Origin of the sequence: Dactylosporangium sp. NPDC049525 (assembly GCF_040676755.1) — a bacterium.
Taxonomy (GTDB): domain Bacteria; phylum Actinomycetota; class Actinomycetes; order Mycobacteriales; family Micromonosporaceae; genus Dactylosporangium.
The window spans coordinates 867860-887940 of record NZ_JBFAPO010000001.1 but is presented as its reverse complement, the minus strand read 5'-3'; the positions used below and the strand labels follow the sequence as shown (position 1 = coordinate 887940).

At 67.7% G+C, this 20081-nt stretch carries 19 protein-coding genes, 1 tRNA gene and 1 pseudogene; 9 read left to right on the top strand and 12 right to left on the bottom strand.

Features of this window, described 5'->3' with window-relative positions:
• Nucleotides 1-94: 94 nt before the first annotated feature.
• Both AB0K00_RS04025 and katG read left to right on the top strand, forming a co-directional pair.
• A pseudogene (locus tag AB0K00_RS04025) lies at nt 95-310 on the top strand (transcriptional repressor); the annotation flags it as partial.
• A 53-nt stretch (nt 311-363) separates the two neighbouring features.
• Nucleotides 364-2607, top strand: coding sequence for a catalase/peroxidase HPI (gene katG, locus AB0K00_RS04020; protein WP_363514810.1), 2244 nt, complete (start codon nt 364-366; stop codon nt 2605-2607).
• Between the two features lie 58 nt (nt 2608-2665).
• Here katG and AB0K00_RS04015 read toward each other — a convergent pair whose 3' ends face one another.
• The gene (locus AB0K00_RS04015) at nt 2666-3244 is read right to left on the bottom strand and encodes a hypothetical protein (RefSeq protein WP_363514807.1); all 579 of its coding nucleotides are present in this window, start codon (nt 3242-3244) and stop codon (nt 2666-2668) included.
• A 169-nt stretch (nt 3245-3413) separates the two neighbouring features.
• On the opposite strand from AB0K00_RS04015, the gene AB0K00_RS04010 reads away from it, so the two are divergent.
• The gene (locus tag AB0K00_RS04010) at nt 3414-4781 is read left to right on the top strand and encodes an FAD-binding oxidoreductase (RefSeq protein ID WP_363514804.1); all 1368 of its coding nucleotides are present in this window, start codon (nt 3414-3416) and stop codon (nt 4779-4781) included.
• 456 nt (nt 4782-5237) lie between these two features.
• Here AB0K00_RS04010 and AB0K00_RS04005 read toward each other — a convergent pair whose 3' ends face one another.
• Nucleotides 5238-5456 carry a hypothetical protein gene (locus tag AB0K00_RS04005; RefSeq protein WP_363514801.1) on the bottom strand — a complete coding sequence of 73 codons (219 nt, stop codon included), beginning with the start codon at nt 5454-5456 and terminating at the stop codon, nt 5238-5240.
• 687 nt (nt 5457-6143) lie between these two features.
• Between AB0K00_RS04005 and AB0K00_RS04000 the strand changes: the two genes are divergently transcribed.
• Entirely contained in the window at nt 6144-7301 is a 1158-nt protein-coding gene (locus AB0K00_RS04000) for a DNA sulfur modification protein DndB (RefSeq protein WP_363514798.1), read from the top strand.
• 708 nt (nt 7302-8009) lie between these two features.
• Here AB0K00_RS04000 and AB0K00_RS03995 read toward each other — a convergent pair.
• Complete coding sequence (locus AB0K00_RS03995) at nt 8010-8171, bottom strand: hypothetical protein (protein ID WP_363514795.1); 162 nt, start codon at nt 8169-8171, stop codon at nt 8010-8012.
• 623 nt (nt 8172-8794) lie between these two features.
• A tRNA-Ser gene (locus AB0K00_RS03990) sits at nt 8795-8882 on the bottom strand.
• Nucleotides 8883-9196: 314 nt separating this feature from the next.
• On the opposite strand from AB0K00_RS03990, the gene AB0K00_RS03985 reads away from it, so the two are divergent.
• Together AB0K00_RS03985 and AB0K00_RS03980 are read left to right on the top strand one after the other, a co-directional pair.
• Nucleotides 9197-9679, top strand: coding sequence for a hypothetical protein (locus AB0K00_RS03985; RefSeq protein ID WP_363514792.1), 483 nt, complete (start codon nt 9197-9199; stop codon nt 9677-9679).
• A 15-nt stretch (nt 9680-9694) separates the two neighbouring features.
• On the top strand, nt 9695-10651 hold the full coding sequence (locus AB0K00_RS03980) for an NAD(P)H-quinone oxidoreductase (protein ID WP_363514789.1): 957 nt from the start codon (nt 9695-9697) through the stop codon (nt 10649-10651).
• On the opposite strand, the gene soxR is transcribed toward AB0K00_RS03980, so the two are convergent.
• The gene (gene soxR, locus AB0K00_RS03975; RefSeq protein WP_363514786.1) at nt 10632-11090 is read right to left on the bottom strand and encodes a redox-sensitive transcriptional activator SoxR; all 459 of its coding nucleotides are present in this window, start codon (nt 11088-11090) and stop codon (nt 10632-10634) included. The two genes, AB0K00_RS03980 and soxR, sit on opposite strands and share 20 nt — an antisense overlap.
• A 5-nt stretch (nt 11091-11095) precedes the next feature.
• Nucleotides 11096-11794, bottom strand: coding sequence for a glycosyltransferase family 2 protein (locus AB0K00_RS03970; protein WP_363514783.1), 699 nt, complete (start codon nt 11792-11794; stop codon nt 11096-11098).
• Between the two features lie 102 nt (nt 11795-11896).
• On the opposite strand from AB0K00_RS03970, the gene AB0K00_RS03965 reads away from it, so the two are divergent.
• A complete protein-coding gene (locus AB0K00_RS03965; RefSeq protein ID WP_363514780.1) occupies nt 11897-12277 on the top strand; it encodes a PPOX class F420-dependent oxidoreductase in 381 nt (126 codons plus the stop codon).
• Between the two features lie 168 nt (nt 12278-12445).
• Here the strand turns inward: AB0K00_RS03965 and AB0K00_RS03960 are convergent, their stop codons facing one another.
• Together AB0K00_RS03960 and AB0K00_RS03955 are read right to left on the bottom strand one after the other, a co-directional pair.
• Nucleotides 12446-12655: a BldC family transcriptional regulator gene (locus AB0K00_RS03960; protein ID WP_033365012.1), complete on the bottom strand. Its 210-nt coding sequence runs from the start codon at nt 12653-12655 to the stop codon at nt 12446-12448.
• A gap of 575 nt (nt 12656-13230) precedes the next feature.
• Nucleotides 13231-14070 carry a hypothetical protein gene (locus AB0K00_RS03955; protein ID WP_363514777.1) on the bottom strand — a complete coding sequence of 280 codons (840 nt, stop codon included), beginning with the start codon at nt 14068-14070 and terminating at the stop codon, nt 13231-13233.
• 99 nt (nt 14071-14169) lie between these two features.
• Here AB0K00_RS03955 and AB0K00_RS03950 point away from each other — a divergent pair, with 99 nt between their 5' ends.
• Both AB0K00_RS03950 and AB0K00_RS03945 read left to right on the top strand, forming a co-directional pair.
• A complete protein-coding gene (locus AB0K00_RS03950) occupies nt 14170-15228 on the top strand; it encodes a Glu/Leu/Phe/Val dehydrogenase dimerization domain-containing protein (RefSeq protein ID WP_363514774.1) in 1059 nt (352 codons plus the stop codon).
• A 196-nt stretch (nt 15229-15424) separates the two neighbouring features.
• Entirely contained in the window at nt 15425-15655 is a 231-nt protein-coding gene (locus tag AB0K00_RS03945; protein WP_363514771.1) for a DUF3073 domain-containing protein, read from the top strand.
• Between the two features lie 138 nt (nt 15656-15793).
• On the opposite strand, the gene amcA is transcribed toward AB0K00_RS03945, so the two are convergent.
• From amcA to purF, 4 genes are all read right to left on the bottom strand, one after another.
• Nucleotides 15794-15991: a multiple cyclophane-containing RiPP AmcA gene (amcA, locus tag AB0K00_RS03940; RefSeq protein WP_363514768.1), complete on the bottom strand. Its 198-nt coding sequence runs from the start codon at nt 15989-15991 to the stop codon at nt 15794-15796.
• Nucleotides 15975-17066: a cyclophane-forming radical SAM peptide maturase AmcB gene (gene amcB, locus AB0K00_RS03935; protein ID WP_363515070.1), complete on the bottom strand. Its 1092-nt coding sequence runs from the start codon at nt 17064-17066 to the stop codon at nt 15975-15977. Before amcB ends, amcA begins: the two co-directional genes overlap by 17 nt.
• Nucleotides 17067-17260: 194 nt before the next feature.
• The gene (purM, locus tag AB0K00_RS03930; RefSeq protein ID WP_363514765.1) at nt 17261-18415 is read right to left on the bottom strand and encodes a phosphoribosylformylglycinamidine cyclo-ligase; all 1155 of its coding nucleotides are present in this window, start codon (nt 18413-18415) and stop codon (nt 17261-17263) included.
• 57 nt (nt 18416-18472) lie between these two features.
• Nucleotides 18473-20032, bottom strand: a complete 1560-nt coding sequence (purF, locus tag AB0K00_RS03925; RefSeq protein ID WP_327007509.1) for an amidophosphoribosyltransferase — start codon at nt 20030-20032, stop codon at nt 18473-18475.
• Nucleotides 20033-20081 lie beyond the last annotated feature (49 nt).

Genomic DNA, 20081 nt, shown 5'->3' with positions numbered 1-20081 from the left:
GGCGTCGGTGACGTCCAGGACGCGCGGGGATGAATTCGCGAACGCGCTGGTAGAAAACTTGAACTGTTCCAGACAAGTGGCATATGTTGATCGGGTGACGTCCGGATCCGAGGCGCGACCGCAGGCGGCCTCGTTACGCGTGACGCGGCTCCGGTCGGCGGCGCACACCGCGCTGCGCGACCACTCGCGCGTCGGCACCGGCAGGGTGATCTCCCTGGCCCGGCCCGAACTTCCCACGGTGCCTGCCAGGACGGTGTACGACGTACTGAGGGCGCTCACCGACGCCGGTCTCGTGCGGCGCAGGCAACCTGGCTGCGCGACCACACGCATTCCCCAGTGAACCGCCAGTTCGGAAGGAACAAGATGAGCGACACTCAGGACAACGAGAAGGTGGGCGGCTGCCCGGTCGCGCACGACTCCGTGACCGCGCAGGGCAGCGAGAGCGAAAACCCCGCGATCGACGCGCCCACCCCGAAGACCGGCGGTCGTCCGCGCACCAACCGGGACTGGTGGCCCAACCAGCTCGACCTGTCGGTGCTGCACGCCCACTCGTCCAAGGGCAACCCGCTCGGGGTGGACTTCAGCTACGCCAAGGAGTTCGAGAAGCTCGACGTCGAGGCCCTCAAGCGGGACATCACCGAGGTGCTGACCACCTCGCAGGACTGGTGGCCGGCCGACTTCGGGCACTACGGCGGCCTGATGATCCGGCTGAGCTGGCACGCCGCGGGCACCTACCGCATCCACGACGGCCGCGGCGGCGCCGGTGACGGCGGCCAGCGGTTCGCCCCGCTCAACAGCTGGCCCGACAACGCCAACCTCGACAAGGCCCGCCGCCTGCTGTGGCCGGTCAAGCAGAAGTACGGCCAGAAGGTCTCGTGGGCCGACCTGCTGGTGCTCGCCGGCAACGTCGCCCTGGAGTCGATGGGCTTCAAGACCTTCGGCTTCGGCTTCGGCCGCGAGGACGTCTGGGAGCCCGAGGAGATCTTCTGGGGCCCGGAGGACACCTGGCTGGGTGACCGCTACGTCGGCGACACCGAGATGGCGCCCGAGGTCGGCGCGACCGAGATGGGTCTCATCTACGTCAACCCCGAGGGCCCGCGCGGCAACGCGAACCCGCAGGCAGCGGCGTACTTCATCCGCGAGACCTTCGCACGGATGGCGATGAACGACGAGGAGACCGTCGCCCTCATCGCCGGCGGGCACACCTTCGGCAAGGCCCACGGCGCCGGCATCGCCGACGACCACGTGGGCGCGGAGCCCGAGGGCGCCCCGCTGGAGGCGCAGGGCCTGGGCTGGCTGAGCAGCTACGCCAGCGGCAAGGGCGCGGACACGATCACCAGCGGCCTCGAGGTGACCTGGACCGACAAGCCCACGCAGTGGAGCAACCGGTTCTTCGAGATCCTGTTCGGCTTCGAGTGGGAGCTCACCACCAGCCCCGGCGGTGCCAAGCAGTGGGTCGCCAAGGACGCCGAGGCGATCATCCCGGACGCGCACGACCCGGCGAAGAAGCACAAGCCCACGATGCTCACGACCGACCTGTCGTTGCGCGTCGACCCGGCGTACGAGAAGATCTCCCGCCGCTTCCTGGAGAACCCCGACGAGTTTGCGTTGGCGTTCGCCAAGGCCTGGTACAAGCTGCTGCACCGCGACATGGGTCCGGTCAACCGGTTCCTGGGACCGTGGGTGCCCGAGGCGCAGCTGTGGCAGGACCCGGTGCCGGCCGTCGACCACGCGCTCGTCGGTGACGCCGACGTCGCCGCCCTCAAGGCGAAGGTCCTGGAGTTTGGCCTCACCACCGCCCAGCTGGTCTCCACCGCCTGGGCGTCCGCGGCAAGCTTCCGGTCCACCGACAAGCGCGGCGGCGCCAACGGCGCCCGGATCCGCCTCGAGCCGCAGCGCAGCTGGGAGGTCAACCAGCCCGAGCAGCTCGCGACGGTCCTGACCGCCCTCGAGGGCATCCAGCGGGAGTTCAACGAGGCCGGCGGCGCGCAGATCTCGCTCGCCGACCTGATCGTGCTGGCCGGTTCGGCCGCCGTGGAGAAGGCCGCGCGCGACGCGGGCGTCGAGGTGACGGTGCCGTTCCACCCGGGGCGCACCGACGCCACCCAGGAGCAGACCGACATCGAGTCCTTCCGGGTCCTCGAGCCGCGCGCCGACGGGTTCCGCAACTACCTGCGCCCCGGCGAGAAGACCCAGCCCGAGGTGCTGCTCATCGACCGCGCCTACATGCTCGACCTGACCGCCCCCGAGACGACCGTCCTCGTCGGCGGCCTGCGCGCCCTCGGCGCCAACGTCGGCGGCGCCCAGCACGGCGTCCTCACCGACCGGCCCGGCGTGCTCACCAACGACTTCTTCGCCAACCTGCTCTCCCCCGGTACGCGGTGGAAGGCGTCGGAGTCCGACGAGCACGTGTACGAGATCCGCGACCTGGCCACCGACAAGGTGCAGTGGACCGCGACCGCGGTCGACCTCATCTTCGGCTCCAACTCGCAGCTGCGGGCCCTCGCCGAGGTCTACGCCAGCGACGACGCCCGCGACAAGTTCGTCGCCGACTTCGTGGCGGCCTGGACCAAGGTCATGGACGCCGACCGGTTCGATCTGTCCTAATGCACGCCTGCGGGCCCGGCCGATCCACTGCGATCGACCGGGCCCGCGGCATGTGGACTCAGAGCTTCACGGAGACGTCCGTGCGGACGGTCGGGCTGTGCTCGTGGGCGGCCTCGAAGGCGCGCTCCTCCGAGTCGTCACCGTCGTCCAGCTCGAAGCGGTCGCTCTGCCACGTACATTCGCAGAACGCCTGGTAGTACTCGGGGTCGTTGGCGCTGTGGCCCTCCAGCAGCCAGACGCTGACCCGGTGGCCCTCCTCGAAGCGGTAGTTGCCGTGGATCCACAGCGCGAGCACCACCTCGCCGACCAGCAGTGACCCGGCCAGGAATGCCTCGCTGATCCCGGCGATGGCGGCCGTCCCGCCGTCACGGAACTGGTCGACCACGAGGTCGAGGGCGAACTCGCCGGCGAACCCTCCGGCCGCCAGCCACGCGGAGACGCTGGTCCGCACCCGCCGCGCCCAGACCGCCGTGGTCGCGATCCCGGCCACGACGCCCACGCCCAGGACGGGCCAGGCGTACCCGGTGCCGGACAGGTGCTCGACCGCCCGCCAGGCGAAGAATCCGGCCGCCGGCGGGAGCAGCGCGAGCAGCGCGTAGTGACCGTTGTTCGGCTGCTGTTGCAGACGTCCGGACATGCCTTTCATCGTGGCAGGCATGCGTGACACCCGTCTATGGGGCGTCTGTCGCACGTCTCGCACGCGTGTGGGGCGGTGGCGGTTCAATTGCTGCGCGTCGTGTTCGTGACGGCACGGATGGTGAGCTGCGCGGTACCGTCGCCGGACCATCCGCAGCCAGGGAGGCGCCATGACCGCCATCAGCGCAGCCGACATCGACACCGCCGTCCGTGCGCTCCGGCCACGCCTCGGCGAGCGCCTGATCACGCCGGATTCCGTTGACGGCTTCGAGGAAGCCCGGCGGGTGTGGAACGCCGCCGTGACGCACCAGCCGGCGCTCATCGCCCGGTGCCGCGACACGGCCGAGGTCAGCGCCGCCGTCCGCGCGGCCCGCGACGCCGGGCTGCCGCTGTCCGTGCGGGCCGGCGGACACGACTGGGCCGGCCGGGCGCTCCGTAACGGTGGCCTGGTCATCGACCTCACCGGCATGCGGGCCGCCACCGCCGACCCGGCCGCGCGCACCGTCACCGTCCAGGGCGGCGCCACGACCGCCGACCTGCTCGCCGCAACGACCCCGCACGGCCTGGTCACCGCCACCGGCGTCGTCAGCGGCGTCGGCATGGCCGGGCTCACCACCGCCGGCGGGTACGGGCCTCTGGTCGGCCGCTTCGGCCTGGCCCTGGACAACCTGCTCGGCGCCGACGTCGTCCTCGCCGACGGCAGCACCGTGACCGCGGGTCCGGACGGCGACCCCGAGCTGTGGTGGGCCCTGCGCGGCGGCGGCGCCAACTTCGGCGTCGTCACCGAGCTGCGATTCCAGCTGCACGCCCTGCCCACCGTCCTCGCCGGCATGCTGCTGTTCCCGTTCGCCGACGCCGGCACGGTCCTCGCCGGCTACGCCGAGATCGTCGCCGCCGCCCCCGACGAGCTGACCGTCATGACCGGATTCCTGCCCGGCCCGGCGGGCCCGATGGTGTTCCTGTGCCCGTTCTGGTCCGGCACGGACGTGGCCGCCGGCGAACGGGCGATCGCCGCGCTGCGCTCCCTGGGTCACCCGATCGTCGACCAGGTCGGCGCGATGCCGTACGTGGCGGCGCTCAGCATGTTCGACGCCAACATCGTCGACGGCAACCACTACCTGCTCCGGAGCCGCTGGCTCCCCGACCTGTCCTCAACCGCCGCCGACGCGCTGGTGGCCGGTGCTGCCGGTATCTCCTCGCCGTTCTCGACGCTGATCGTCAACCGGTTCCACGGCGCTGCGGCTCGCGTCGATGCGGGGGCTACCGCGTTCGCGAACCGCGTACCGCACCAGGTCGTCGAGGTGATCGCAGTGTGGCCGCCCACGGACTCCGTCGACCGGCACCGCGCCTGGGCCGACTCGGTGGCGGCGGCACTGGACCCGGTTTCGCTGCCTGGTGGGTACCCGAACCTGCTCGGCCCGGACGACGACGCACGGGCACGCGCCTCGTTCGCCGGCAACCTCGACCGCCTCCTGACCGCCAAGCGCCGTTACGACCCGGACAACGTCTTCTCGGCCATCCCGGCGCTAGTGGACTAGCTGGCGCTGCGGAACTGGGCGATCTCCCTGAGCAGTTCGGCGAGGTCGCCGGGCCCCGACCCGCATCGCCCGGCAGCAACCCGGCCGGGACCGCGGGGTGTGGGGGCACCGGCACGCGGAGCAGGTCGAGCTGTTCGGCGAGGGTTGGCTCGCGGTCCGGCGGAAAGTGGGATGGCCTGCCGGTGAGCAGCCTGTACAGCCCGGCGCCGAGGGAGTACACGTCGGCGCTGGGCTCCGGGGTTGCCCGTGCAGGACCTCTGGGGCGAGATAGGCGATCGGAATCGTGCCGTTGAGGACTACGTGTGGCGACGGCCTGACCATCGCGTCGACACCGAAGAGCCCGAGCTGCGGCGTACCGTCGCTGCTGAGGAGGATCTTGCGGGGCGTGATCCGGCCGCGCACTATGCCGGCCCGGTGGACCGCGCCGACCGCTCGACCAATCGTCTCGACGACCTCTCACACCAGGGCGACCGGCAGCGGCAGGTACTTCTCGATTGAGCCGCCGGCGCACAGCCGCATCACGACGTACGCCCGTCCGGCCCGTAGGAGACCCGAGCCGAGCAGCGGTACTAGGCAGCCTTCGGCGGACAGCCGCGTCATGTCACGGATCTCGGCATCGAAGCGGGCGAGATCAGCCACGCCACGCGTCGGCCAACGACAGGCCTTGACCGCCACCGGCCCGTCCTTGCCGACACCTAGAAGACCTGCGACCGGGATAGACACCACTCCTGAGCTGCTTCTACACAACCGACAGGCACATCAGAGGGCGCCTCAGGCACGCTTCCAACAGCGCGAGCTCCGCCTGAATCCGCAAGCCAACACCTCTAGAACAACTCGAACGCCAGCACCAGCCCTGTCGAGTCGGCGGCGTGAGACCGCAATGCCGCGACAGCATTGTCGATTCCAACCGATCCCCCCAGAATGGCTCGGTTACAACCATCGCTGGAACTTCAGCACATCACGTCGCAACCGTTCGACGGTGGCCTTATCGCCCGTCCATCCCAGCAGGACCTACAGAGAAGCGCTAGACCAGGTCAATCCGTTACTTTAAGTGATTGTCACACTACTGCGTCGTTCATACTTGAACACCTCCGCCTCTGACATCGTCACCGCACGCTATACGGCGAACTTGCCACCTGCCTGCACTGATGCATCCCTCGAGCCTTCCCGTATGGGGTATCCCTCGACTCGAGGTGCGGATCTACCTCCTCGAGGGACAAGATCGACTTGCTCGAGGAGCTCTAGTCTGTCACAGTGACATGAGTCCGATGTGGGCGGCCGATTCAGACCTGGAGCAATGTGCATATTCACCAGAGCAGCGAGATCCCCTGGGGAGAAGGCAGCATCGTTCCCTGCATCCCAGTGGATGAACACAAGCTTCAAACGGTCATGACCGTGGCAGCACTTCGTCAAGCAGTAATTGAGCCCACAGATCTTGAAAACCCCAAGATTCTCGCCGGGGACAGCCGGAAGCGACTTGCGGCCGATGTCCGCAGTAAAGTTCAACGCAGCGTCACAAACGCTAAAAAAGCAAACGTCGCCAGCTACGGGCAATACATTCTGGAGGGTTTCCGCCAGGAGCGGAAAGATTGGGACGTGCCCACCATGCCGTTGTTCCGCGAGCAAGCGCTTGAGCTCTATGCGCTGCCCGACGGAAAAGGTATCGGATTCTTGCTAAAGCCGGGCGACTTTCTTGTAAACACTGATGGTGAAACTCAACGGCTAGCTTGGGCATGGGCATCATCACGAGAGTCGGCCATCGACCAAGTGAAGGTCGCTGTCACGATCGTCCATGGCAAACCAGTTGGATGGGCACGCCAGGTATTTCATGACTTCAACCTGCTGGGCGTTCGACCTAACGTAGCCATCGGAATTAGCATGGACAGTTCTGACTTCGCCACAAGGATCGCACGAGAGTTGGAAGAGCGGTCGTCGGTATTGAGAGGCCGGGTCATGCAGACCGGCCGACAACTTGGCCGGAATAGTCCTGAGCTTGTCACCGTCAGCGCACTTCGGTCGGCGGTCGTCACATCTCTGCTCGGACGGCCTGGTCTAAGCCTCGGAGCTAAGCCAGTGGCCGAGAAACTTGGCCGAGTGGATGAAAACGCCGTCGCCGCCGCCGTTATGGATGTGTGGTTGCCCTTGCTCGAGATGCTGCAACCGGAATTTCTCCACCGGAACGAAACCGTGGTCAGCTCTCCCGTGATTATGGCCGCACTTGGGGCCATGGTGCATCATGCTCTTCCGAATCCACCTCGCTCGCTTCAGACCCCGGCACTTTCACGTCAGGCAATCCTCGATAAGTTGAGCGATGTTTGCTGGAACAAGGAAGCCAAGCGGCCGGGAAAGGATGCCTATTCTCCATGGGAAGGCGTGGCCGGAAAGACCGCACCTAGCGGGATATTCTCGATTGGCGGCATTAAGGAATACGGCCATGCCGTCATCGAGGCTTTGTCGGACGAAACATCCGATGGAGGCCGGAAGATCAGATTGCTTTCCCAAAAGAACGAATCGGAATAATATTAACAACGCAGTAGCCCTGCTTCCGCGCAAGAATTCCGACGCGAATGCGATTCTTCCAACGTTACCGAGCGTGTGCAACCTGCAGTAACAAGGGAACAAACAATCAAGAGAGGTTCGCGCGTGCCGACCAGACCGCCAGCCCAAACGTCGAAACGTCAGATTGGTCGACGTTCGCCCGAGTTCGGGAACGTCAACCAATCCGCATTCGACATGCATCGCGCGATCTTCCTCCTTGCCGGTGCTGGCATCGGTGCAGTGATGGCAATAGTCGCACTCAACGCATGGCGAGACGTCGGTTCGCTGGGAACTACTGCCGTCACGGCGATAAGTGCCATGGTGGGGGCGGTTGCAGGCACGGTTGGTTTGCAGATTCATCGGAGAAGCCGCGACGCGCAGTAATTGGTCGGCAGCGCTAGGGTGCCACATGCCGATGCTTGGAGTGGTGACGAGCGAGCGGGCCGTCGAAGCGGGTTGGAAGAGGTATGACCCAGGTCGCGGAGTGTGCTGGCCAGAGTGTGAGCGTGCCGTTTGAAGGTCTACGCCAAGTGCGTTGACGGTCAAGACGAAGCCGTGCGATGCCAAGTTGAAGTAGCCCTGCAGGATTCACAGAGGTAGACCATTGATCCCACAACAGGCGGCAGAGAAGTACGACACGTCGGGTCGCCGTAGCGAGTTGCTGCGCTCGCTACGGCGACCCAGGCGTCGTCAGTGCAGTCGACCAACGAGCTTGTTGACCGCCGCTGCCACAACGACACCAACGATCGGACTTGCTGCCGTCGGCAACTTCAGTTCCTTCATCACTCTGGCGGTGAGCCAGGTCGTCGCCACGCCGGTAGCGACCGTAAGCACCATCGCTCTTGAGTCCATGCTCGATCCTCCTGTTCACGGACGGCCGCTAACAGCCATCACCCGATACAGGTTTACCACCGAGGTATGACAAAACCTGAGGGTGCGCGGCGCCAAGCGGCTCCGTTCTGTATGTGCGACAGCCGTGCAGAGTGGATGGGTGCGCGAGATGTTGCGTTCGGCGCGACTGTTCTCTGAAACGCACTCTCGAAGCGAGGCGACGCTGGTGGGTCGCTTCCACTCATGACGCGACCACCGTAGCCATCCGCCACATGATCTACAGGGCTGATTCAGAACCAGCTCCAAGCCATACGGTACTTTGCCCCGAGTGCGCCACGCACAAAGTTGCGCTCGACGTATCGCGGCCGACGCCATAAGCCCTGGAAGAGCTGGCTGGCGCACCTCCGGTGACGTCATCAGCATCAAGGGATTCGACATGTTGCGAGGCCAATCGGATGCACTCGCTGTAGCACCACGCCTGGGCGGCCATCTCGCTACGGCTGCCTTGCTCCATGCACGCCCTGATGCACAACCGGTGGACCGCAGCAAGGTTTGGTGAGATCCAACTAGACAGGTAGTCGATGGACGGCAGTGCCAGTTCAACAGCGTTTGTGCTGCTCAGCGGGCATTTTGGTGGTGCTGTGCGGAGGGCGTGGGATTCGAACCCACGGAGACGCGGAACGCCTCACCGGTTTTCAAGACCGGCGCCATCGGCCACTAGGCGAGCCCTCCAGCGGAACGTCGACCAGTCTGCCAGATCGCCCCGGGGCGTCGGCGGTCACCCGTGTGAGGGACGCCGGACGTTGTGGGGGCGGTGGCGGACTGGGCGACCGCGACCAGATGACATCTTGACACTCCGGCTCAAATGCCGCGCGACATTAGCCTGACCTGCGCAGACTCAGGACGCAAGCGAGAAGCTACAGGCGGGGGCCAGCGGTATGCATCTGTTCTTCAACGATCCACGGGTCGCGTACGTCACCAGGCATCGGCGGATTGTGCGGCATCCACTGGTGGCGCTGGTTGCGGGTGGGGTTGGGGTGGCGGCGTTGGGTGTGGTGATCGGTGCGGCGGGGTGGGAGCCGCCACAGCAGGGCAGGCCCGCACCGCAGGCGGCGCAGCAGGGGGTGGCGACGCCGGAGCCGGTGCAGGACGTCAACCTGTACGGGGTGCCTGCCGCACCGCAGCCGGTCCTGGAGCTCGGGCAGCCGCCGCAGACCCGGGCCGTGCCGGCGAAGCCGCAGCCGCCGGTCAAGGCGGCGCAGGCGAAGCGGGTCGAGAAGGCAGGCGTCGCCAGGACCACCCCGCAACCCACAACGGCGGCACCGACGACCGAGCCACCGGTAACCCAGGAACCGACGCAGGAACCGACCCAGGAACCAACGCAAGAGCCAACCCAAGAGCCGACCCAGGAGCCGACCGCGTGGCACCCGGGCTGGCAGCCCGGATGGCCGCACAACGGGCACCACCCGCCCTGGGAGCAGGCTCAGGACGAGACGCCCACCGCCGAGCCGGACGTGGTCGTGCCGTAGCGCAAAATGGTCCGCATGCACGCGATCACGATCGAGCAGCCGGGCGGTCCTGAGGTACTGCGGTGGACCGAGGTCCCCGATCCGGTGCCGGCACACGACGAGGTTCTGATCGAGGTACGCGCGGCGGGGGTCAACCGCGCCGATCTGTTGCAGCGGCAGGGGCACTATCCGCCGCCGGCGGGTGCGCCGCCGTATCCGGGCATGGAGGTGTCGGGGCGGATCGTCGAGGTCGCGGCCGGCGCGCACCACTGGCAGGTCGGTCAGGACGTGTGTGCGTTGATCTCGGGCGGTGGCTACGCCGAGCTGGCGGTGGCTCCGGTCGGGCAGCTGCTGCCCGTACCGCGGAATGTGACGCTGGAAGACGCGGCCGCGCTGCCCGAGGCGGCCGCGACGGTGTTCTCCAACGTCGTGGACGTCGCGGGGATCAGGCCGGGTGAGACGCTGCTGGTGCACGGCGGCGGCAGTGGGATCGGCACGTTCGCGGTGCAGCTGGGCAAGGCGCTCGGCGCGCACGTGGTGACGACGGCGCGGCAGAGCAAGCACGAGGCGTTGACCAGGATCGGCGCGGACCGGGTGATCGACTACACGGTCGAGGACTTCAGCGCGACGGTCACGGCCGACGTCATCCTCGACATCATCGGCGGCGCCTACCTGGCGGGCAACGTGAAGGCGCTCAACGAGGGTGGCCGGCTGGTCGTGATCGGCTTGCAGGGTGGCCGGAAGGCGGAGCTCGACCTCGGTGCGCTGCTGGCAAAGCGTGGCAGCGTGTTCGCGACGGCGTTGCGCTCGCGGTCGCTGGCGCAAAAAGCGTCAATCATCCGTGGTGTACGGGAGGAAGTGTGGCCCTTGATCGACGAGGGGCTCATCGGGCCGGTCGTGCACAGCAGGGTGCCGATGGCCGACGCCGCCGAGGCGCACCGGCTGATGGAGTCCAGCGAGCACTTCGGGAAGATCATTCTGACGAGGCCGTGACGGCTGCGTTCGTGAGGATGACCGGGCCGGTGCCGCGGGTGGCGAGGCGGTCACCCGCGTTGGCCAGCAGGCAGTGGGTCAGCGACAGGCAGCCGCAGCCGATGCATCCGGTCAGCGTGTCGCGGAGCCGCTCGAGCAGGGCTATCTGCTGGTCCAGGTGGCCGCGCCAGTTGCGGGACAGCCGCTCCCAGTCGCCGCGGGTCGGGGTGCGGTTGGCCGGCAGGGAGGCGAGCGCCTCTTTGATCGTCTCCAGCGGGATGCCGACCTGCGCGGAGATCCTGATGAACGAGACCCGCCGCAGCTCGGAGCGTTCGTAGCGGCGCTGGTTGCCGCCGGTGCGGGTGGAGTGGATCAGGCCGAGCTTCTCGTAGAACCGCAGTGCGGACGGGGCGACTCCGCTGCGCGCCGAGAGCTCGCCGATGGTGAGGTGCTCTGCCATGCGGGTCAGCGCTTGCGGGACGGCTTACGGACGCGTTCCCGGGAGAGGATCCACAGCGCCTCGACGCCGTCCTTCCACGTGATCTTCTTACCCTCTTCACGGGTGCGGGCCCGGTAACTGATCGGCACCTCATACGGGCGGTGCCGGTTGCGCAGCAGCTTCCCCGTCACCTCGGCCTCCATGCCGAACCCCGCCGACCTGATCTGCAACGACCGGTACAACTCCACCGGCATCAACTTGAAACACGTCTCAAGGTCACCGAGATAGCAGTTGTACAGCATGTTCGCCGCGGTCGTGACCGCCTTGTTCCCCATCACATACCAGAACGAAAACGAACTGTGACTGCCGAACGTCCGATTCCCGTACACCACCGTCGCCCGACCATCCAGGACCGGTTCGAGGAGCTTCGGGATGTCCTGCGGATCGTATTCCAGATCCGCATCCAGGATGACCATGTAGTCACCCGTCGCATGCTCCACCGCAGTCCGGATCGCCGCACCCTTGCCCTTGTTCCGCGGATGCAACACCACCCGGATCCGCTCATCATGCAACCCGTTCAAAATCTCCGCCGTGCGGTCCCGGCTCCCGTCATCCACGATGACAAGCTCGGTCTCGGTCGGATAATCCACATCGAGCGCCTGCTTGACGGCGTCAGCGACGCGAACTTCCTCGTTGTAGACCGGCATCAGGATCGACAGCTTCATTACGATCTCCGAAGGGTTCGGGCTGGGACCATCAGACTAGCCTCCCATCACCCGTGCGTGTGATGTCCCCGCTAGGGGTTGCCGCCTCGTACGGTGTGGCCTATGACGAGCGCAGCGAAGCAGTTGGGCGACGAAGCGTACATCGCGGTGACGACGTTCCGCCGTGACGGGACGCCGGTGCCCACCCCCGTGTGGGTCGCGCGGGACGGCGAGGCGTTGCTGATCTGGACGGTCGGCGAGTCCGGCAAGGTCAAGCGGATCCGCAGGAACGGCGCGGTGACGGTCGCGCCGTGCACGGTCCGCGGCGTGCCGACCGGCGATGCGGTGCCGGGGCACGCGACGGTCCTGGGCCCCGAGGGTGCCCGCACCGCGCGTGAGCTCATCAAACGGAAGTACGGCCTGCGCGGCCGCCTCTTTGTCTGGATGAGCATCAAGCGGCGCGGCGAGGACGCGACGGTCGGCGTGCGGATCACGTTGGACTGAACGGCCGTTCCCGCGCAAAGCAACGGCACAAGCGATGGCACAGGCAGCGGCACAAGTAATAGTACAAAACAACGCGCTCGGATCACCGGGGGGTGATGATCCGAGCGCGTTGCGGAAGCAAGCATGTGGTTTTGGCACCGGAGGGAGGCGCGAGGTACGGTTGCGGCCTCAGTCGCCTTGGCGCTGCTGCGGGATCTGTCCCTGGAGCAGGGCGCGCACCTCGGATTCGCGATAGCGGCGGTGTCCGCCGAGGGTGCGGATGGCGCTCAGCTTGCCCGCCTTCGCCCATCGGGTGACGGTCTTCGGGTCGACGCGGAACATCGACGCGACCTCAGCCGGCGTTAGCAACGGCTCAGGCTCATGCGTGCGAGATGGCATCGGTCACTCCTCCACAGGTACCCAGGAACGTCGGACGGGGTCCCGCCGGCCGACGCGTTTCCTATGGTCCGGCTAGTCCCCGATGTCCGACATGGGCCGAACGGCTGAAGGTCCCTGTATGGACGGATGATGAATAAGTGAATTTTCCCATTTTGATGATACGAAATGGGATAAAGCGGGGCCTGATGTGACGCTGTGTGGGTGAGTCGATACGAATCTAGCTCACTCGACCGGGTGAGCGGTAGCCCACAAAATTCTCCCAATAACTCATAACGGACACCCCTGAGGAGCGATTCGGTTGCGAAGGGTGACACCCGTCCGTGGGTGTAGAGATTCGGACATTCACCCCTGACGATGCCTTGATCGAGACCTCCGGCCAATGTCACCCGAACGGATTACCGGAAATCACCGCCCCGGCCGACACGGCCGAAACGCCCATGGATCGGCGCCCGCCGTCACCCTGCTCGCCATTGCCGGCCACGGTGCGTGATTGACCGCCGGAGCCGGCATTCGACCGGTCCGGACACATATCAAGGGGGCGATCAAGGGGACGATCAAGGGGGCGGGAACGCCGGTTAGTTGCAGCGCTCCAGCAGCTGCACGGCGCGCCAGCGCTCGACCAGCTTCTCGTACACCTCGGTGGCCTCGTCGGCGTCGCCGCGGGCCACGCTGGACAGCCCCGCCGACACCAGCCCCGGTGAGTCGTCCTCGGCCAGCGTCTCGTCGGAGAGCAGGCCGACCAGGCCGCCGTAGTCCAGCTCCACGATCGAGCGGGAGTGGAACTCCTCCAGCCACCGCGCGGTCTCCTCGACCGCGACGGTGATCGGCGCGTCGCCGATGGCGCGGCGCAGCACCGCATACGCCCGGTGCGCCCGCCGGCGGGCCTTGGAGATCTCGGTGCGATACCGCAGGACCCGCCGCCCGGGTCGCAGCGACAGCTCCCGCTCCTCCAGGTCGACGAAGACGAACCAGCGCAACGGCACGCCCCACGTGGCGACCTGTTCGTGCACGCGCGGCATGCCGCGCTCCAGCACGTGGTCGGCGTTGCGCCAGTCGTCGACGATCGTCTGGGCGAGGCCGGCGAGGACCGGCGGCACGAAGGCGTCGGCGATCACGCTCGGCACGCCGTCACGGGCGGTGAGCGCCGCCTCGGCGACCCGGATGCGCAGGTTCCACGGGCAGACGAGCAGGGTGTCGTCGGCCTCCAGGACGTAGGCCTCGTCGGGGAGGTCCGGCAGGCGCGTCCAACCGGCGCCGAGCGCCTCGATGACCGAGGTCCGCTGGCGGCCGGGGCCGTCGGACAGCGCAACGGCCCGGCCCTCCTTCACGTAGCGACGCCAGTACAACTGGTGGTCGCGGTCGAAGGCGGCCAGCGGCTCGTATACCCGCAGGTATGACGCGAAGAGCGACGGCACGGCCCGATCGTCGCACGAAACCTGCGTCTGCCGGTATTAGGGTCGGTACACAGGCGCCGTCTCACGAGGATCGGGCCCCCCACCGACACAGGAGCATCCATGGGTGTCTTCACCACCAGCCACGAGCAGGTCGTCTACTGTCACGACCGGCCGTCCGGCCTGCGCGCGATCATCGCCATCTACTCGACGGCGCTCGGTCCGGCGTTGGGCGGGACCCGCTTCTACCCGTACGCCTCCGAGGACGACGCCCTGCACGACGTGCTGGACCTGTCGCGCGGGATGGCCTACAAGAACGCCCTGGCAGGGCTCGACCTCGGCGGCGGCAAGGCCGTGATCTGGGGTGACCCGGACAAGGACAAGAGCGAGGCGCTGCTGCGCGCCTACGGCAGGTTCGTCCAGTCCCTTGGCGGTCGTTACTACACCGCGTGCGACGTGGGCACGTATGTGCAGGACATGGACGTGGTGGCCAAGGAGACCAGGTTCGTCACCGGGCGCTCCGAGTCGCACGGCGGCGCGGGTGATTCGTCGGTCCTTACCGCCTATGGGGTCTTCCAGGGCATGCGGGCGGCCGCCGAGCACCGCTGGGGCACTCCCACGCTCGCCGGCCGGCGGGTCGGCATCGCGGGGCTCGGCAAGGTCGGCAAGCACCTCACCGAGCACCTCATCGAGGACGGCGCCTCGGTCGTCGCCACCGACGTCGACGAGCGCGCGGTGGAGTGGGTACGAGCCACGTATCCGCAGGTGGATGTGGTCGGCAGCAGCGAGGAGCTGGTGGCGGCGGACCTCGACGTGTATGCGCCGTGCGCGCTCGGCGGGGCGCTCAGCGACGAGACCGTCGCGGTGCTCCGCGCTAAGATCGTCGCGGGTGCCGCGAACAACCAGCTGGCTCACCCGGGGGTGGAGAAGCTGCTCGCCGAGCGCGACGTGCTCTATGCGCCGGACTACGTCGTCAACTCGGGCGGGGTCATCCAGGTGGCCGACGAGATCGAGGGCTTCAACTTCGCCAGGGCGCAGCAGCGGGCCGGGCGGATCTTCGCCACGACACGGGAGATCCTGCAGCTCGCGGACGCTGAGGGGGTCCCGCCGGCGGTCGCCGCAGACCGCCTCGCCGAACGGCGGATGGCCGACGTCGGAAGGCTCCGTACGATCCTGTTGTAAGCGTGACGACCACGGTACGACGGTGGTGCTTACCCAACCGGTCCGGTCGGGTAAGCAACGCCACCGAATTGGTCGGCAGGGGCGAGATGCCGAAAGGTGCCCTCGACATGTACCGTAAGAGCCACGAGAGATGCCTGACGTTGTCGGGGCCTGCCGGTAATGGCTGCCCCGTAATTCTGTGCGAGGGGGTCGAGCCATGGGGCGCGGCCGTGCGAAGGCCAAGCAGACTAGGGTGGCCAGGGAGTTGAAGTATCACTCCCCCAACACCGACCTCGACGCGTTGCAGCGCGAGCTCGCGGGCAGCCCGAAGTCTTACGACGACTACGCCGGAACCGGCGAACAAGTCGACGATGAGGCCGACGACGAGGACGACGGTAACTACGACGACTCCTCCAGCGACAGCGATTGGCGCTCACGGAGTCGTTGATCATCGGTCAACCCGGCTGACGGGCACGTGGCGACCCCACGTGCCCGCGTCGTGTCCGAGACACCCACGCGGTGGCCGTTCTCTCGACGGCGCACCACGTGGGTGTTCAGGCACATCCTGATGCTTCTGGAGCGACCCTCAACGGGGACGGTTGTTCCAGTTGTAGAAGGTCGGGATGTTCTCGAAGTGGTTCCAGGCACAGACGGCGTTCGCGCCGTCCTCGCCACTCGCCTCCGAGCGGGCGGCCCTTGCCGCAGCGGCCTCCTCGAGCAGCACACGAAGGCCGTCAGCGGCTTCGTGGACGCGCTCGGTGACCGGGTCAGCGTGCTCCGGCATGGTCCAGCACTCCCTCCAGAAGGCAAATCTTGCTGTTGCGGCAGTGATTCGTCTCGGTGCCGTCGAATCTGCCGTGCTCGAAGTAGCGGTTCGCCGCGTGGGCGCCGCCGCAGAAGCCGAAGTACGGGCAGGTCGAGCGGCACGCCTCGACCCCGCGCAGGTACTCCGCCACCCATCCGGCTGAGCCGGCCGCGCCGGCCAGGATGTCGGCGAGTGATGTCTGCAGCACGTTGCCGGATGAGAAGTCGCCATAATGCGCGTCCGTGAAACCTGCCAGCTCGGGTGAAAGCAGGAAGACCCTGCCGTCGGCGGCGATCGTCGGGATCGGGTCGAGCGCCGCGGGCAGGACGTCGTCGGCGCCGCCGGACAGGACCGCGCCGGCGTAGCGCAGCGTCCACTCGATCTCCCGCACGTGGATGCGCGGGTCGCGGCGCCACGCCGTGACGAGCTCGGCCCAGAAGGTGCGCACCGCGTCGGTGCCGAAGTCGTTGACGCGGGCGTTGACGCCTTCCTGCTCCTCGATGTTGATCCCGAGGACGTCGCAGCCGAGGCCGAGGAAGTAGTCGTAGAGCCGGCCGGCCAGGCCGGGGCCAGGGCTCGACACGACACAGAGCGCCGAGAAGGGGATCTCGTGCCGGCGCAGCGTCTCGATGCCGTGGAGGATCTTTGCGTACGCCGGAGCCCCGCCGCGGTCAAGTCGCTCGCCGTTCAGGTCCGGTGGCCCGTCGACGCTCACGCTGACGTGCATCCGGTGCTCGGTGAAGAACTCGCACCAGGCGTCGTCGATCAGCGTGGCGTTGGTCTGCACGTGGTGCTCGACGCCTTCGAAGGGGGCCATCAGCCCGGCGAGCGCCGTGCGGCCCGCGGCCAGGGGCTCACCGCCGTGCCAGACCACGGAGAAGCGGTCGTTGCCGGCGGCCCAGCCGTTGACGGACGCGGCAACCGCGGCCGCCGTCGCCGGGCTCATCCGGTCGTTACGGGACCGGAAGGGCAGGTAACAATACGTACAGTCCAGGTTGCACAACGTCGTGGGCTGCAACACGACATAGCCTGGGATCGGCGAGATGCCCCGCATGCCGTTCCACGACACCGCCCCGTCCTCCTTTTAGGCGTAGGGACGTGTCGCATCAGCCTAGGTCTCTTGCCCCGTTGCGGTAAGACCCGAGTGATCAGATACGTGAGACTTGCTCAATCCCGCATATTCCGACACTGAACGGTCAGGGCGCCGTCGCAGCGACTTCCGACGGCGCCCTGTCGCTGAGTTCCTGGTCAGCCCCGCGTGTGCGAGCCGACCATCTGCACCTGGCCGGTGCCCTCGATGACCTCGCCGACCTGCCAGGCGTCCAGGCCGCGGCCGGCGAGGAACGCCAGGGTGCGGTCCGCGTCCTCGGCGGAGACGACGGTCAGCATGCCGATGCCCATGTTGAAGGTGCTCTCCATCTCCATGTCCTCGATGCGCCCCTTGGTGCGCACGAGGTCGAAGATGGGCTGCGGCCGCCAGGTCGAGCGGTCGACGACGGCGTCGACGTTCTCCGGCAGGACCCGGACCAGGTTGCCGGGGATGCCGCCGCCGGTGACGTGGGCATACGCGTGGACCTCGCTCTCGGTGATGAGGTCGAGGCAGTCCTTGGCGTAGATCCGGGTCGGCGTGAGCAGCTCCTCGCCGAGGGTGCGCTGCGAGCCGAACTCGTCGATCACGCTGTCCAGCCGCATCCGGCCGGCGCCGAGCAGCACGTGCCGGACCAGGGAGTAGCCGTTGGAGTGCAGCCCGGTGGAGCGCAGGGCGATGACGACGTCGCCGACCTCGACCCGATCGCGGCCGAGGATCTTGTCCTCTTCCACCACGCCGACGCCGGTGCCGGAGATGTCGTACTCGTCAGGGCGCATCACCCCGGGGTGCTCCGCCGTCTCGCCACCGAGCAGGGCGCAGCCCGCATACCGGCAGCCGTCGGCGATGCCCGCGCCGATCTCCGCGACCCGGTCCGGCACGACCTCGCCGCAGGCGATGTAGTCGAGCAGGAACAGCGGCTCGGCACCGCAGGCCACCAGGTCGTCGACGACCATCGCGACCAGGTCGATGCCGACCGTGTCGTGGATGCCCATGGCCTGGGCGATGGCGAGCTTCGTGCCGACGCCGTCGGTCGACGAGGCGAGGATCGGGCTCTTGTACTTCTTGAGGTCGAGCCGGAACAACCCGGCGAACCCGCCGATGTCGCCCATGACCTCGGGCCGGTGGGTCCGGTGCACCTTGGTGCGGAGCAGCTCGACGGCCTTCTCGCCGGCGTGGATCGACACGCCCGCGTCCGCATACGTCACGGTGCGCCGGCGGCCCCTGCCGTTGCCGGCGGTCCACAACTGCCGCTCGGGGGTGCTGCCCTGGCCGGTCTCACCGGCCTTCTCGGCGCGCTCATCCACGTGCGTCACTTTCTCCCCTTTGTCTGCCTCGGCGGCGGCCACCGCATGGTGCTTCGGGTGGGCGGGTCATGGGCGCAGCAGTGCGCCCGAACCGCCCGGACTGGCGGCGACGCTGACCGCGCCACCGTCCGTCGTGGTGGGAGCGGCCCCCGCAGCGCGCGCCACACCTTCCAGGACGTGCTTGCCGATCACGTTGTCGGCCGGCAGCTCGATCGGATACTGACCGTCGAAGCACGCGCTGCACAGCCGGTTGGCCGGCTGCTCCGTCGCCGCGATCAGGCCGGGCAGCGAAACGTAGCCGAGCGAGTCGGCGCCGATCGACCGGCGGATCCCTTCGAGGTCGAGCCCGTTGGCGAGCAGCTCCGCGCGGGTGGCGAAGTCGATGCCGTAGAAGCACGGCCACTTGACCGGCGGCGACGAGATGCGGACGTGGACTTCGACCGCGCCTGCTTCTCGCAGCATACGTACGATCGCACGTTGGGTGTTGCCGCGCACGATGGAGTCGTCGACAACCACGAGGCGCTTGCCCCGCACGTTGTCGCGCAGCGGGTTGAGCTTGAGCCGGATGCCCAGCTGGCGGATCGTCTGGGACGGCTGGATGAAGGTGCGCCCGACATAGGCGTTCTTGACGAGGCCGTGGCCGAACGTGATGCCGGACTCGCTCGCGTAGCCGATCGCGGCCGGCGTGCCGGACTCCGGCACGGGCATGACCATGTCGGCCTCGACCGGGTGCTCCCGGGCGAGGGTGCGGCCGATCGCCACGCGCGCGGCGTGCACGTTGCGCCCGACGATGGTGGTGTCGGGGCGGGCCAGGTAGACGTATTCGAACAGGCAGCCCTTGGGGTCCGGGGTGCCGAAGCGGCTGGAGCGCAGCCCGTGCTCGTCGATGGCGATCAGCTCGCCGGGCTCGATCTCGCGCACGACGCTGGCGCCGACGATGTCGAGCGCGGCGGTCTCGCTCGCCACGACCCAGCCACGCTCGAGGCGGCCGAGGACGAGCGGGCGGACGCCGTTGACGTCACGGGCCGCATACAGGGTGTCCTCGTCCATGAAGACGAAGCTGAAGGCGCCGCGCAACGTCGGCAGCACGTCCAGGGCCGCGGCCTCGACGGAGAGGTCCGGGCGGGCCGCGAGCAGCGCCGTCACCAGCGCGGTGTCGTTCGTGGAGTTCATCTGGTCGCGCTCGCCGAGCTCCGCGACGCGGCGGGCCAGCTCGGCGGTGTTGACCAGGTTGCCGTTGTGCGCCAGGGCGATCGTGGTGCCGCCGCGGTCCTCGCCGGGGGCGGTCGAGCGCAGGGTGGGCTGCGCGTTCTCCCAGTTGGAGCCGCCGGTGGTGGAGTAGCGGGCGTGGCCGATCGCGATGTGGCCGCGCAGGCTCGCCAGGGTCGGCTCGTCGAAGACCTGTGACACGAGGCCGAGATCCTTGTACACCACCACGCCGGAACCGTCGGACACCGCGATGCCGGCCGCTTCCTGACCACGGTGCTGTAATGCATACAGTCCGTAGTAGGTCATCTTCGCGACCTCTTCGCCCGGCGCCCAGACGCCGAACACACCGCACTTGTCCTGAGGACCTGGACGCTGGGGGTCGAGCTCGTGGCTCAACCGGCCATCGCCTCGGGGCACGTTGCCGCTCCTGTCGTCGCAGTTACCTGGGTTCGTCGGCGGTGTGGGC